The organism is Priestia flexa NBRC 15715, from assembly GCF_001591565.1.
GTDB lineage: Bacteria > Bacillota > Bacilli > Bacillales > Bacillaceae_H > Priestia > Priestia flexa.
In genome coordinates this window covers 1-13,136 of record NZ_BCVD01000114.1, presented here as the reverse complement: position 1 = coordinate 13,136, position 13,136 = coordinate 1, and the positions used below count along the sequence as shown (strand labels likewise).

Sequence of the window (13,136 nt, the reverse complement as noted above, 5' to 3'; positions counted from 1 at the left end):
CTTTTATTAATGTAGACTGTTTTTCTGCAGATGCCAGTTTAATAAAATAATAGAAATTTAAAACCTTTTTTTTGTAGCGTCGTCTAATAATGTGAAAGGAGAGAAAGAAGTGAAAGAATGGACTGCAGAATGGATTAAAGTAAATGATTATGACTTTGTCATAGATGAAATTATGGATTGTTATGGAGATGATATATTAAAGCTGGCGTATTCTTATGTACATAGTAAAGAGATTGCGGAGGATTTAGCTCAAGATATTTTTATTAAGTGTTATAAAAATCTTCACACATACAATGGTAAATCAAAGTTTAAAACATGGCTTTGGCGCATTGCTATCAATCATTGTAAAGATTTTTTGAAAAGTTGGTATAACAACAAAGTCATTATGACTGAAAATCAATATCCCACTTCTTACATAAATAGATCAGGGATAGAAGAAAAGGTTATTCAGAAGCAGGAAGACCAACAATTAATTTCAGCAATCATGCTGCTTCCGGTTAAGTACCGAGAGGTTATTTACCTATATTATTTTGAAGAGAACTCAATTAAAGAAATTGCACTGGTGACTGAAACCGGTACTAATACCGTTAAAACAAGGCTTAGACGTGCGAAAGCACTTTTAAAAAATGCACTGGAGGAGAAAAAATGGATAAGCGTTTAAAACAATTAAAACAAAAAGTAAATAAACAAGCGTTTAATAGCTTAAAGTTTACCTCTTTTCATAAGAGGAAAGTGAAAGAAGCCATCTTACGCCATCAGCATAGTGAAGGTGAAATTCTCGTAGCAATTATGCAATTGCTAGTAAGTGAACAAAATGGGTATGAGCTTTGCAGTTTAATACGCAGCAGAGGAATTTTTCACTTTGAAAATAATGAAGGGGCTCTATACGTCTTATTACACGAATTAGAAAGTCGACGATTAATTGATACAAGATGGTCTACAGAAGAAATTAAGTATTATTACTTAAATCAACAAGGGAAGAAAGCGTTGAAAAAAGCAGAGAAGCGAATGCAATCCAAAAAGTTGAGCTTTCATGAAATTTTAGAGGGGTAACGCTATGATTAATCAGAGAAATACATTTTTACAAACGATAAAAGAACAAATTAAATCAAAAGAGGCTCAAGAATACGTAACAAAAGAACTTCAACATCATTTAAACGAGGCAAAAGATTATTGGAAACAAAAAGGCGTAGATTCAGATGAGGCAGAGCAAAAGGCCATCTTACATATGGGCAACCCTATTGTATTAGGTCAAAAGCTAAATCAGATTCATCGACCTAAAATTGACTGGATTACAATTAGTTTATTAATTACGAGCCTTCTATTAGGTTTTCTACCACTAGTTGCGATAGGCTACGCTCAAGTCAATTACTTTTTAGTGCATAAGTTATTGTTTATGGTCTTTGGCATAGCGCTTGCCATACTTTTGATGCTTATTGATTATAGAAAGTTGATGAATAAGGGGCTGGGATTTTATTTAGTGGGCTGTTTTTTACTTTTATATATTATTTATAGATCTGACTCAGGGGTATTTTCTCTTACTGTAAAAGTAGGACCGCTCACAATTGAAAGCCTAATGGCTCTGCCGTTTTTCTATTTAACTTGGGCGTCTTTTTTTCAAAGTCGGCAATTTAAAATTTGGCAATTTATGATTTTATTCACTATAAGCGCTATTTTGTTTAGCATGACGGCGAGCGCAACCGCATTCTTTATTTATGGTGTGATGACCTTTTCTATGATTTGGTGGAGCAAGTTTAATAAAATAAAAATCATGTTAGTATTAGGTAGCTTTTTTATGATGATTTTTATTTATATAGGAGTTTCTCTACAGCAAATGAAGGCTTATCAAATCGAAAGCCTATTAGCATTTCTTAATCCTTATGAATTCGTTACCGGAAATTCTCTAAGGTTTCAAATCCCACAGGTTCATGAAATGATAAAAAGCTCTGGTTGGTTTGGAACAAAAGAAACAACTGCGTTTATTCCAGAAGCTCACACGAATTTTGTTTTTCTTAGTTTTATTTATCATTACGGCTGGCTATTAGCTCTTATTCTGTTAGGAATTCTTAGTCTCTTGGTGATTCGGATTGTACAAGTAACGGGTAAAATAAACAATTCGTATAGTAAACTGCTATTAGTTGGAGCTGTAAGTGTATATGCAACGCAACTGATTGCAAACGTTGGAATGCTGGTTGGCTTTTTCCCATTAACAAGCATGCCAATGCCTTTTATTAGCTATGGTTTGATGCCCATTGCTCTTAATTCCTTTTTTATTGGAATGGTGTTGAGCGTATATAGACGAAAAGATATAGCAATGAACTAAAGACAAAGAGCTTCTCTTTTCGTTTTTCTACTTTACATAATAAGACTATACGCAACTATAACGGTTATCCAATATATGGACATAGTGAGAGCTCTAAATTAAAATTAACACCAGCAAATCTAGTTACAAGGGGAATAGATATGGCACATACATATAAAATTGAAAAAGCAGTGCTAAGTGATGTAAAGGGGATCATTTCACTGAGAGTTGAACTGTTAAAAGAAGTGAACGAGATTAAAACACAGGAAGAAGAAAAGACAGTGATGGAAGCAACGGAAAGATACCTAAAAGAAGCGATGGAAAAAGGGGAGTTTGTCTCGTTTGTTGCCAAAGATGGAGAAGAGATTGTTAGCGTAAGTGGCTTATCTTTTTTTACGAGACCACCTTATTTAGAAAACTTAAAAGGCAAGGAAGCTTATCTCTTAAACATGTATACGCTCCCTTCTCATCGGAAGCAAGGATTGGCGCGAAGAATCCTTCAAGAATGCATGAAAGAGTGTCAAAAACGCGAAGTGAAAAGAGTGTGGCTACATGCTTCACAAGCGGGAGAGGCGCTGTATAAAAGCATAGGATTTCAGTTTAAAGGTAGTGAAATGGAGTTGTTTTTGCATGAAAATGAAGGAATATCTTAATAAAGCGTTTCCTGAAGTTGAGCTAATCCCAAGCCTTTATTATCAATGGGATCTGAGTATCCATTTTACGCTGGGGCAAAATAGTTATCAATTGACGGATAAGGGTGAAACAAACATAGGTTACTTTGCGAAGGTTTACAATCAAGTACACACAATATTTAATGAGGTTTTCGAAGGGGATGATGAGCTATTTCTTGTGACAAATTTATATAAATATATAGGAGAGAAACAACCTACACGGAAGCTAAACGTCTACAACCGCTATGTTAAAAATAAAAGGTTGTTAACGCATCTTCAAGTTGAGACATACCCGTATCCGTTTGAAATTGAAGAAGGTAAGTATGAAATGCAGCAGTTTTCTTTACGTTGTAAGGTGAGAGACATTAAAGTTAATTCGCTTATAAAAGCTGCTATTCATGAGGACTTTCCCCTAAAGCCAAAGCTTGGTGGTTATCCACCAGGTTATCCAGATGTATTCTTCGTTAATGTGACGAAAAACGTAATGTTATTTATTTACGATGACCGAGGCTGTGAAGTGCTTGGTCTTGATAAACAACAGATGAACAATATCTATAAAAAATATAGGAAATGGGTTGATGAACTCGATCGTGGGAAAATAGAACGTAGCTTACAATAAACAGTAAGGAGCTACAAGCTCCTTACTGTTTCGTTGTTTAAGAACAGCATTCACATTCCGTAGTATCTGCAGCAGGCAAAGTGGCTTGATTATCTTTTGTATAGAAAAACTCCCATTCGTTGCCATCAGGGTCTGTTACCCAAAACTTATCCTGTAGGGCATAGCAGCAGTTTGTATCCATTTCCTCACGAGCAAAAAAACCTTCTTTTTCTAAGCGGACTTTATGTTCATGGATTTCGCTAGCAGCTTCTACTTGAAATCCAAAGTGATTTATTTGGTTTCCATTTACTTCATCCCGTACGTTTAGCGTGAAATTTAGCCCAGGTTGATTTAATAAAAACTTCGCATAATCTACTTTTACTTTCACAGGCTTAACTCCAAAAAGCTTTTCATAAAAAATGACTGATTTTTCTAGATTTGTGACGTTTACCCCTACGTGAACATATTTCATAAAATATTCCCCCTAAGAATTTTTTTGAGTTTTTAGCAGAACTAATAGGTTAAGATGAGCACGAGCTTTCTTTACGAAATAAACAGCAGAGCTCATCCGATAAAAGGTGATTTACTTCTTCATCGTTTAATGCGTAATAGCTCCATGTGCCTTTTGTTTCTTTCGTAATTAGATTAGCGTCTAGAAGAATCTTTAAGTGATAAGACAGCTTAGACTGAGGTATACCAAAAAAATCCGTTAAATCACATACGCAGGTTTGACCGTGCTGACACAGCTCATGCATAATTTCTAATCGTCGTTCATCAGCAAGTGCCTTAAATTTTTGTTCATATTGTTTGAATGAATGTGTCATAATAACGCTCCTTAATCAAATTTTTTTGATTTATTGTGTAAATGCAAGGTAGGCTTTTTCAAAGTTAGAATAAGTTGTTTTGCCTCTAAGAAGTGGATCATAGTTGAAGAATCGTTTAAATATAAGCTCTTTAGCTTCATGTGCTTTCATCGTTTGAGTGTTCATAACTAGTTGAAAATACGAAATAAAGTACTCTACTGAAAGGTTTCCAGAATTGTTTACTCTCACTTGTTCATCACCTTTACTTTCTTCATCAAATTTTCTTGATGAATTAAGCGTAAATGGAAATTTCAGATAAATCAAGTTATTTAATCAAATTTTTTTGATTTATTAAAATTGGCTTATGCCTCAAGACGTTCATACTTTTTTCTTTACCGCTTATACTAAAAAAGTCTTGAAAATTACTTCAAACAATATTATAGTTTACATAAACATATAAGCAAATTATTATATATTAATTCGTTTTTGTATGGGAGGTGTCACGATGGAAACTAAAACGGTCGTTGAAATCGAAAAAGCTGCTCAAATTTTAAAGCTGCTCGGTGATAAAACGAGATTATCTATGATGAAGCTGATGGAACATAGTGAGTGCTGTGTATGTGAATTCGTTGATATTTATGGTGCAAGTCAGCCTGCAATCAGCCAGCATCTCCGCAAGCTAAGAGATGTAGGGCTAGTAAGAGAAAGACGAAAAGGACAATGGATTTTCTATTCGCTTAATAAAGAAAGCGAGAATTATCATTTTATACTTAGTATACTCGCGTCGGTACCAAGCCAAGATCAACGCTTAAAAGAGTTAGAAGAAAAAGGGCTTCGTATTAATTGTTGTGAGTAATTGGAGGGTTAAAATTTGACATCAGTTGTTTTAGCATCACTGATCTTTTTGGTGACTTTAGTGTTTGTTATCTGGCAGCCAAAGAATTTATCGATTGGCTGGTCGGCGATGGGGGGAGCAGTTATTGCTCTTCTAGTTGGCGTTGTTAACTTCGGTGACGTTTGGGACGTAACGCAAATTGTTTGGAACGCTACGTTAACGTTTATTGCTATTATTATTATCTCATTAATTTTAGATGAAATTGGCTTTTTTGAATGGGCAGCGCTTCACATGGCGCGTGCTGCTGGTGGAAATGGTATTCGTATGTTTGTGTACGTTTCCTTACTTGGAGCGTTAGTTGCTGCATTTTTTGCAAATGACGGTGCGGCCCTTATTTTAACGCCGATTGTACTTGCAATGGTTCGAGCATTGAAGCTCGATGAAAAGATGGTATTTCCGTTTATTATTGCAAGTGGATTTATAGCTGACACAACATCGTTACCGCTTGTGGTAAGTAACTTAGTAAACATCGTGTCTGCTGACTTTTTTGGTATTACGTTCTCAGAATATGCGTCTCGCATGATTATTCCAAATTTCTTTGCACTGTTTGCGAGTATTTTAGTACTGTATTTATATTTCCGAAAAAGCATTCCAAAGCGCTATGATGTAACCCATTTACAGGAGCCAGTAGCAGCGATTAAAGACCAAAAAATGTTTCGTTTATCTTGGTTTGTCTTAGCGCTGCTTCTAGTCGGTTACTTTGTAGGAGAGTTTATAGGCGTGCCTGTTTCTATTATTGCAGGTATCATTGCCGTATTCTTCTTGCTTATGGCAAGAACAAGTCCTGCAGTTCAAACAAAAACTGTATTAAAAGGTGCACCTTGGGCAATTGTCTTTTTCTCAATTGGTATGTACGTAGTTGTGTACGGTCTTCGTAATGCAGGGCTTACTGAAGTGTTAGCAAACGTTATTCAAGCAGTTGCCGACCAAGGATTGTTCGCGGCAACAATCAGTATGGGCTTTATTGCAGCGATTCTATCATCCATTATGAATAATATGCCGACTGTCATGATTGACGCATTAGCTATTGATGCCACTGCGACATCTGGAACCATTCGAGAAGCACTTATTTATGCCAATGTTATTGGATCTGATTTAGGTCCAAAGATTACCCCAATTGGTTCTTTAGCTACTTTATTATGGCTTCACGTTCTTTCAACAAAAGGTGTGAAAATTTCGTGGGGCACGTATTTTAAAACAGGTATTATCTTAACCATCCCAACATTGTTTATTACGCTTGTTGGTTTATATATTTGGTTACTCATACTTTCATAACAGACAAAAAAGGAGATGCTACACATGACAAAAAAAACAATTTACTTCCTATGCACAGGTAACTCTTGCCGTAGCCAAATGGCAGAAGGTTGGGCAAAAAAGTATTTAAGTGATGAATGGAATGTATACAGTGCAGGTCTTGAAGCACATGGGTTAAATCCAAATGCTGTAAAAGCAATGAAAGAGGCAGGTATTGATATTACAAACCAAACATCTGATGTAATTGACCCTGAGATTTTAAATTCTGCAGATTTAGTAGTGACGTTATGTGGTCACGCAGCTGATCACTGTCCAGTGACGCCACCACACGTAAAGCGCGTGCACTGGGGCTTTGATGATCCAGCAAAAGCAGAAGGAACAGAAGACGAAAAATGGGCGTTTTTCCAACGAGTACGTGATGAAATTGGAGCTCGCATCCAACGTTTTGCTGAAACTGGTGAGTGAAAAATAGATAAGTCGAGAGCTAGCCTCTCGACTTTTTATATTTATTGGACAGGAGGAAACTAAGTTTTTGGTCCAAGATTCATATAAATAGTGATACAAATCATATATTTTTAAGGTGTAGAGGATGAACAGTGAAAACTATCAATCCCTTATTTATAATCGCATTTTAATTGGTGGTACGTTAGATGTAAAAGAAATGATACTGGCAAATCCAGTAGATATAATCTATGATTTGCGAACAGAGGATCTCGAACATGATGAACCAACACTGCGTGTACACATGCCTATAGTAGATGATAAAGAACGACAAGACGAATCAATTGAAAGAGCTATCCGTGCAGTTGTTTCATCATATAAAGAAGGTAAGAAAACCTATTTCCACTGTGCAGGTGGGAGTAATCGTACGGGTACAGTAGCGATGGGTGTATTACTGGCCCTTGGAGAAGCAGGTAGCATAGAAGAAGCAGAGAAAAAAGTGAAAGCTACTAGATCAAAAGTTAATATAAAAACTGAAATGAAAGCTTCTCTTCAACGCTTATTTCCTAATGCTTAAAGGCGTTGATAAAATGTTAGGTCAGACGTCGTTTTTCCGTGTATAAAGTGTTAAAAGCTACATTCTTTGAGTTTAATAGCAGAAAACGATATACTTGACGAAGTGAAGATTTTTAAGTCAGGGGGAATCACTGTTATGAGTTTTATGCCTAAAGCTATTTTCTTAGATATGGACGGTACGATTTTAAACCGCTCGAATCGAGTAACAATTGAGACAAAAGAAATTATTGATGACCTACGTGCACAAGGAATCTTCGTCTTTATTGCAACAGGAAGAGCTTTTGATGAAATAGCAGAGCTAGTGCCTGAAGGCTTTGAAGTAGATGGATTCATTACATCCAATGGTATGGCAGGACATGTAGGAGGCGAAATGGTCTTTAAGCATTCACTGTCACGCGAATTGGTTGAAAGAGTCATTGAAAAAGCACGGGAAAACCAAGTTTATTACGAATTATTCCCATATGGAGCACCGCGAATGACGCTTCAACAAGACAGAGAATATGTTGAACATGAAGTTCGTGAGCCAAAGCCAGAAAGCGTTGAAATTAATGAATGGCTTTCAAGAAAAAAAGCTATCGGAGAAGAGATTCAGTGGCAAGAGAAAATTGAAGGCAGTGAATTCTCCAAGTTTTATTTCTTTGCTAGAACCTATGAGCATATTAATAAATGGAAAGCGGAGCTTGAAGAGTTAAAGCAAGAGATGGATTTTACAATGTCCATTTCATCGCCTCATAACGTAGAGGTGATGGTTGCGAATGTTAATAAAGCAACTGGAATTCAACAGATGCTCAAACACTTTAACTTACCGCATGAAGATATTTTAGGTATCGGAGACAGTAATAATGACCTGCCAATGTTTAAGTACGTTGGATATGCAGTAGCCATGAAAAATGCCGGTGACCATATTAAAGCTATTGTAGATGACGTGACAGAGTATAGCTGTGATGAAAACGGCGTTTATCATTATCTTTCTAGATTTAAAGTGGAAAAAACCAATCCGATTATGCCAAACGCATAATCTAAGAAGTTAACGAGATTCTTTGCTCGTTAGCTTTTTTATGTATGAAAAAAGTTATAAAATCGAAACCTAATATTAATAAAGTCAACGTGGTGGCTAGTCGTTTACTATGTAGTTATGATTATTATTTCTTATTTAGGTTCATTTGGCGGAGAGCTTGGAGTGTTAGGAAACCCTTTAAATCTATTTTTAATTGCTGTCATTTCCTTAATAATTTACTACTGGGCAAAACATTCTGGCTTGCCAAAAGCCATTATTGATGAAGATGATTAACAATAAGCACCCTGATACGTTACGTATCAGGGTGCTTATTTAAATAACTGGTTTGTTCATTTTATAAGTTGGATAGCAGTAATAAGGCGGTCTAGAACCAATTTTTGGCATGGACCACGAATTATTAATGTACACCATTTTTACTTTATCATCTGATTGATTTACTAAAAGCAGCTGTACTTCTTTATTAAACTCATATTTCACTCTGTTCATCTCCTCGTACTAAGAACTTGTTGATTCCCCTCCGTCTACGTGCAAAACTTGCCCTGTAACGAATCTCGAATCATCAGATGCTAAATATACATATGTTGGAGCAAGTTCAAACGGTTGGGCTGCACGTTCGAGTGGATTAAAAGAACCAAATACGGCCACTTGGTCTGAAGAAAAGCTAGCTGGAATAAGAGGTGTCCACGTTCGACCAGGAGCTACGGCGTTCACGCGAATTCCTTTTTTTGCTACGCTTTTAGCTAAAGCGCGCGTAAAGCCAACGTTTGCAGCTTTCGTTGCAGTGTAGTCAATAAGCTGTTTTTCACCTACATAAGCAACAACCGAAGCTGTATTAATAATTGAGCTTCCTTCTTTTAGATGTGGAAGAGCTGCTCGCGTCGTATAGAAATGAGAATAGATGTTGACTTTAAACGTTTCATCAAACTGTTCATCCGTAATATCTACAAGGTCTAGCTGCTGAAATTGAATGCCCACATGATTGCAAAGGATATCAAGCTCACCAAACGTTTCAATTGTTTGGTCAACAATGGCAACGCACTGCTTTTTTTCTCTCAAATCACCAGGCAACAACAAACAGCGCTGACCGAGTTCTTCAACTCGAGATTTCGTTCGATTTGCATCTTCGTGTTCGTTTAGATAGGCAATGGCGACATCAGCGCCTTCCTTTGCAAATGCAATGGCAGCGGCTGCACCAATTCCGCTATCGCCTCCCGTAATTAGCGCAACTTTTCCTTTAAGTTTCCCGCTTCCTTGATAGTTTGGGTTTTCAATAATAGGAAGGGGAACCATTAATTTTTCTACACCTGGTTGACTAAGCTGACGCTGTTCGGGAACATTGATGGGAATTTCTTTAAACTGGGTAATGTTCCCATAGTTTGGGTAAAGGGGATAAGGATCATTTTGCATTTCGCTCTTGAATTTTTCTTGCAATTCTTTAATTTGACGCAGCTGTTCTTGATCTCTCTCGTTCATATAAACCTCCTATAGAACAAATTTACTTCTATAGTATCTCTATGTTCACTTTGATAAACAAATGAAGAGAATATTTTGTAAAAGGGGAGTATTCATAAAAAAAGTAGGAACATAACGCGTGTTATGTTCCTACGTGATAAAGTTATTCTTTCATTTTTAATAACCGTAAACTATTTAAAATAACGAGTAAAGCTGCGCCTGTATCACTTAATACGGCAATCCAAAGCGTCAGCCAACCAGGGAAGATAAAGATTAACGCAATAGCTTTAATGATAATAGAAAACCAAATGTTTTGCTTGATAATCTTTAAAGCTTTGCGGCTAAGTTTTATGGTGTGCGGAAGCTTCTCTAGATTATCAGCCATGAGAACGATATCTGCTGTTTCCATTGCTGTATCGGTGCCAGCTCCACCCATTGCGATGCCGAGGTCAGCGGTAGCAAGAGCAGGAGCATCATTAATTCCATCACCCACCATTGCGGTTTTATAACCTTCAGCCTGCAGCTTTTGAATTGCTTTGACTTTGTCTTCTGGCAAGAGGTTAGCAAAATATCTCTCTACGCCAGCTTCTTTAGCAATAGTTTTAGCAGTTCCTTCATGATCACCTGTTAGCATGACAGTTTGTTTAATACTTGTGTTTTTTAAGTTTTGTAAAGCGGATACAGTTGTGCTACGAATGGTATCTGCTACGCTAATCACACCTAAAAGCTCTTTTTCTGTTCCTACAATAATAATCGTTTTCCCGCTTTCTTCAAAACGCTCAACGTGAGTCTGCAAATTCTCAAAAGTAGTTCCTAGTTCAATGAACAGCTTTTTATTTCCAGCGTAATAATTAGTTCCGTTGATGGTTGCCTGAACACCTTTTCCGGTAATGCTTCTAAAGTTAGCTCCGTCTAACGTATCAACGTTTCTTTCATCCGCGTATGCCACAATCGCTTTTGCAATGGGGTGATTAGAATAAGCTTCAAGGGTTTTTATAACAGCAAGTAAGTCTTGTTCAGATTTCAATGCAATTACATCTGAAACAGCTGGTTTTCCTTCTGTTAGTGTGCCGGTTTTATCAAACGCAATAGCGTTTATAGCGCCAGCTTTTTCTAGAAAGGTTCCGCCTTTAATTAACACACCATTTTTTGCGGCGTTGCCAATAGCTGATACAATCGCGACTGGTGTGGAAATAACTAAAGCACAAGGGCACGCTACGACTAAAAGCTCAAGTCCTTTATAAAACCACTCACTCCATAGTCCGTCAAAAACGGGAGGGAGAACCATAACGAATAGCGCTAAAATAAAGACAATAGGTGTATAAATAGCGGCAAACTTATCAATAAACGCCTGAGTAGGGGCTTTTTTCTCCTGAGCTTCCTCAACTAGATGAATGATTTTTGAAATCGTTGTATCTTTCACTAGCTTTGTTACTTTAATTTCAAGAGAGCCGTTTTCATTAATTGTGCCAGCATATACGGTATCACCAACCGTTTTATCAACGGGAATAGACTCTCCTGTAATAGGAGCTTGATTAATGCTAGAATCACCTTGGATAATCTCTCCATCTAAAGGAATACGGTCTCCTGGTTTTACGACTAGAACATCACCAAGGGCGACGTCTTCAACCGCTTTTTTGATTAAGGTATTGCCGGTTTTTACCCAAGCATCAGGAGGGGCTAAATTCATCAAGTTACGAATGGAGTTTCTTGTTTGTTCAATTGATCTTGTTTGAAGCATGACGCCTAAAGCAAAGAGCCAAACAACAGTAGCACCTTCTAGCCATTCTCCAATAATTGCTGCTCCGAGTGCAGCAACGGTCATTAAGACATTCATATCGAGTGAACGGCTTTTAATCCCGTAGTATGCACTTTTTGCGGGCTTGTAGCCGCTAATAATCATCGCGATGGCATATAAAACGTTACTTATTAATAATGGAATTCCAAAGAAAGAGCCGGTGAATCCCAATGCAATAAGTACACCAGAAGTAATTACCGGAAGCGTATTTGTTTTTTGAGAAGAAGAAACTGTTCTGCTACTCGTAATCAAGGTAGCCGTATAGCCGGCTTTTGATATTTCACGAATAATCTCTTCTGTAGGGGTGTCGTGCTCTACCTGCGCTTTTCCAGTTGAAAAGTTGACGCGAACATCTTGAACGCCAGATATATTTTTTAAGTGATTCACAATGGTATTTGCGCATGCTGCACAGTCCATTCCTTCAATTAGGTATGTCTTTGAGTTTTGGTGATGAAGAGGTTCAATGTCAAAACCAAGCTTTTCTACCTGACGTATAATTGGAGAGAATGCAGATGAATGAGCAGCGGAAACCTGTAATTTTCCCGTGCTGTAATTTAGGTTTATTTCATGAATGTCATGTAGATTTCGCAAGCTCTTTTCAATGGTAGCAGCACACGATGGACAGTCCATTCCATAGACGCGATACGTTTCAATTTGTCCAGGGTTTTCTAGATTAATAGACTCAGAGGGCTCACTAGTACAACAAGATGAATGCGTATGATGCTTTTGTAAACTGGCGCTGCTTGAACCGCAGCAGGATGCTGTTTGTGTTTCATGCTGTTCTTGGCAACAGCTTTTTTCTCCTTTATAACTTTCTCGATCGGAATGTGCCATTTCTTTCAACTCCTCATAGTATACAAAAAGCTTAGCTCGTTACGGATGAATCGTTCTTAAACATCGTTACAACCAATTGCTTAATGTGCTCATCAGTTAACGAATAAAAAGCAAGCTTGCCATCTTTTCGATAGCTCGCAATATCTAAATTGCGTAATAGTCTTAGGTGATGAGAAGCAGTAGCAACCGTACATTCCACAATATTTGCCACGTCACATACGCATAGTTCATCACTTTGACAAAGAGCAAGTACAATTTTTAATCGTGTTTCATCAGCTAATGCCTTGAGTGTTTTTGTGACTGCTTGAATGCTTTCAGTATGAATCGATGGCTTAATTCGATTGACTTTTTCTTCGTTAAAACAATAAATATCACAGCGATCCTTTGCCATAGAAATCTCCCTTCATTCAAATAATCGTTTGAATATAGTATATTACAAAGATAATAAAACGTTCAAACAAATATTTGAATGTAAATAAGATAAGTACACAAAA

The 13,136-nt window shown here is 37.1% G+C and carries 17 protein-coding genes and 1 pseudogene; 11 read left to right on the top strand and 7 right to left on the bottom strand.

The genetic code is table 11. The features are described 5' to 3' along the window. The first annotated feature begins 109 nt into the window (after positions 1 to 109). The 5 genes from BFL01S_RS16090 to BFL01S_RS16070 all read left to right on the top strand — a co-directional run bounded on the left by BFL01S_RS16090 (position 110) and on the right by BFL01S_RS16070 (position 3,592). A complete protein-coding gene (locus BFL01S_RS16090; RefSeq protein ID WP_061786297.1) occupies positions 110 to 661 on the top strand; it encodes a sigma-70 family RNA polymerase sigma factor in 552 nt (183 codons plus the stop codon). Further along, entirely contained in the window at positions 646 to 1,053 is a 408-nt protein-coding gene (locus BFL01S_RS16085; RefSeq protein ID WP_061786296.1) for a PadR family transcriptional regulator, read from the top strand. Before BFL01S_RS16090 ends, BFL01S_RS16085 begins: the two co-directional genes overlap by 16 nt. 4 nt (positions 1,054 to 1,057) lie before the next feature. Further along, entirely contained in the window at positions 1,058 to 2,323 is a 1,266-nt protein-coding gene (locus BFL01S_RS16080) for an FtsW/RodA/SpoVE family cell cycle protein (protein ID WP_061786295.1), read from the top strand. A gap of 140 nt (positions 2,324 to 2,463) precedes the next feature. Next, on the top strand, positions 2,464 to 2,955 hold the full coding sequence (locus tag BFL01S_RS16075) for a GNAT family N-acetyltransferase (protein ID WP_061786294.1): 492 nt from the start codon (positions 2,464 to 2,466) through the stop codon (positions 2,953 to 2,955). After that, on the top strand, positions 2,933 to 3,592 hold the full coding sequence (locus tag BFL01S_RS16070) for a DUF3885 domain-containing protein (RefSeq protein ID WP_025911927.1): 660 nt from the start codon (positions 2,933 to 2,935) through the stop codon (positions 3,590 to 3,592). The genes BFL01S_RS16075 and BFL01S_RS16070 overlap by 23 nt, the downstream gene beginning before the upstream one ends. 37 nt (positions 3,593 to 3,629) lie before the next feature. Here BFL01S_RS16070 and BFL01S_RS16065 read toward each other — a convergent pair whose 3' ends face one another. The 3 genes from BFL01S_RS16065 to BFL01S_RS16055 are packed head-to-tail and all read right to left on the bottom strand — an operon-like array spanning position 3,630 to position 4,698. Continuing rightward, a complete protein-coding gene (locus BFL01S_RS16065; protein WP_025911926.1) occupies positions 3,630 to 4,043 on the bottom strand; it encodes an ArsI/CadI family heavy metal resistance metalloenzyme in 414 nt (137 codons plus the stop codon). Between the two features lie 49 nt (positions 4,044 to 4,092). Continuing rightward, the gene (locus BFL01S_RS16060) at positions 4,093 to 4,395 is read right to left on the bottom strand and encodes an ArsR/SmtB family transcription factor (protein WP_061786293.1); all 303 of its coding nucleotides are present in this window, start codon (positions 4,393 to 4,395) and stop codon (positions 4,093 to 4,095) included. Between the two features lie 30 nt (positions 4,396 to 4,425). Continuing rightward, positions 4,426 to 4,698: a hypothetical protein gene (locus BFL01S_RS16055; protein ID WP_235859254.1), complete on the bottom strand. Its 273-nt coding sequence runs from the start codon at positions 4,696 to 4,698 to the stop codon at positions 4,426 to 4,428. A gap of 181 nt (positions 4,699 to 4,879) precedes the next feature. Here BFL01S_RS16055 and BFL01S_RS16050 point away from each other — a divergent pair, with 181 nt between their 5' ends. The 6 genes and pseudogenes from BFL01S_RS16050 to BFL01S_RS20530 form a co-directional block, all read left to right on the top strand. Continuing rightward, on the top strand, positions 4,880 to 5,230 hold the full coding sequence (locus tag BFL01S_RS16050) for an ArsR/SmtB family transcription factor (protein ID WP_061786292.1): 351 nt from the start codon (positions 4,880 to 4,882) through the stop codon (positions 5,228 to 5,230). A gap of 15 nt (positions 5,231 to 5,245) precedes the next feature. Beyond that, positions 5,246 to 6,544 carry an arsenical efflux pump membrane protein ArsB gene (locus BFL01S_RS16045; RefSeq protein ID WP_061786291.1) on the top strand — a complete coding sequence of 433 codons (1,299 nt, stop codon included), beginning with the start codon at positions 5,246 to 5,248 and terminating at the stop codon, positions 6,542 to 6,544. A gap of 24 nt (positions 6,545 to 6,568) precedes the next feature. Beyond that, positions 6,569 to 6,988 (top strand): arsenate reductase (thioredoxin), encoded by a 420-nt coding sequence (arsC, locus tag BFL01S_RS16040; protein ID WP_025907651.1) that lies wholly within the window; start codon positions 6,569 to 6,571, stop codon positions 6,986 to 6,988. Between the two features lie 124 nt (positions 6,989 to 7,112). Further along, positions 7,113 to 7,541, top strand: a complete 429-nt coding sequence (locus BFL01S_RS16035; RefSeq protein WP_061786290.1) for a protein-tyrosine phosphatase family protein — start codon at positions 7,113 to 7,115, stop codon at positions 7,539 to 7,541. 135 nt (positions 7,542 to 7,676) lie between these two features. Beyond that, entirely contained in the window at positions 7,677 to 8,558 is an 882-nt protein-coding gene (locus BFL01S_RS16030; protein WP_061786289.1) for a Cof-type HAD-IIB family hydrolase, read from the top strand. Positions 8,559 to 8,636: 78 nt separating this feature from the next. Beyond that, a pseudogene (locus BFL01S_RS20530) lies at positions 8,637 to 8,831 on the top strand (aspartate:proton symporter); the annotation flags it as partial. 39 nt (positions 8,832 to 8,870) lie between these two features. Here BFL01S_RS20530 and BFL01S_RS20800 read toward each other — a convergent pair. The 4 genes from BFL01S_RS20800 to BFL01S_RS16015 all read right to left on the bottom strand — a co-directional run bounded on the left by BFL01S_RS20800 (position 8,871) and on the right by BFL01S_RS16015 (position 13,033). Continuing rightward, entirely contained in the window at positions 8,871 to 9,035 is a 165-nt protein-coding gene (locus BFL01S_RS20800) for a hypothetical protein (RefSeq protein ID WP_169799862.1), read from the bottom strand. 18 nt (positions 9,036 to 9,053) lie between these two features. After that, a complete protein-coding gene (locus BFL01S_RS16025) occupies positions 9,054 to 10,031 on the bottom strand; it encodes an SDR family oxidoreductase (RefSeq protein WP_061786288.1) in 978 nt (325 codons plus the stop codon). 142 nt (positions 10,032 to 10,173) lie between these two features. Continuing rightward, entirely contained in the window at positions 10,174 to 12,642 is a 2,469-nt protein-coding gene (locus BFL01S_RS16020; protein WP_061786287.1) for a heavy metal translocating P-type ATPase, read from the bottom strand. A gap of 31 nt (positions 12,643 to 12,673) precedes the next feature. Beyond that, positions 12,674 to 13,033 (bottom strand): ArsR/SmtB family transcription factor, encoded by a 360-nt coding sequence (locus BFL01S_RS16015; protein ID WP_025907656.1) that lies wholly within the window; start codon positions 13,031 to 13,033, stop codon positions 12,674 to 12,676. Positions 13,034 to 13,136: the final 103 nt, after the last annotated feature.

Coding starts and splice junctions, on each gene's coding strand:
- BFL01S_RS16085 (WP_061786296.1), top strand. CDS start 646: ATGGATAAGCGTTTAAAACAATTAAAACAAAAAGTAAATAAACAAGCG.
- BFL01S_RS16020 (WP_061786287.1), bottom strand. CDS start 12,642: ATGGCACATTCCGATCGAGAAAGTTATAAAGGAGAAAAAAGCTGTTGC.
- BFL01S_RS16030 (WP_061786289.1), top strand. CDS start 7,677: ATGAGTTTTATGCCTAAAGCTATTTTCTTAGATATGGACGGTACGATT.
- BFL01S_RS16080 (WP_061786295.1), top strand. CDS start 1,058: ATGATTAATCAGAGAAATACATTTTTACAAACGATAAAAGAACAAATT.
- BFL01S_RS16075 (WP_061786294.1), top strand. CDS start 2,464: ATGGCACATACATATAAAATTGAAAAAGCAGTGCTAAGTGATGTAAAG.
- BFL01S_RS16060 (WP_061786293.1), bottom strand. CDS start 4,395: ATGACACATTCATTCAAACAATATGAACAAAAATTTAAGGCACTTGCT.
- BFL01S_RS16050 (WP_061786292.1), top strand. CDS start 4,880: ATGGAAACTAAAACGGTCGTTGAAATCGAAAAAGCTGCTCAAATTTTA.
- BFL01S_RS16035 (WP_061786290.1), top strand. CDS start 7,113: ATGAACAGTGAAAACTATCAATCCCTTATTTATAATCGCATTTTAATT.
- BFL01S_RS16025 (WP_061786288.1), bottom strand. CDS start 10,031: ATGAACGAGAGAGATCAAGAACAGCTGCGTCAAATTAAAGAATTGCAA.
- BFL01S_RS16065 (WP_025911926.1), bottom strand. CDS start 4,043: ATGAAATATGTTCACGTAGGGGTAAACGTCACAAATCTAGAAAAATCA.
- BFL01S_RS16015 (WP_025907656.1), bottom strand. CDS start 13,033: ATGGCAAAGGATCGCTGTGATATTTATTGTTTTAACGAAGAAAAAGTC.
- BFL01S_RS16070 (WP_025911927.1), top strand. CDS start 2,933: ATGAAAATGAAGGAATATCTTAATAAAGCGTTTCCTGAAGTTGAGCTA.
- arsC (WP_025907651.1), top strand. CDS start 6,569: ATGACAAAAAAAACAATTTACTTCCTATGCACAGGTAACTCTTGCCGT.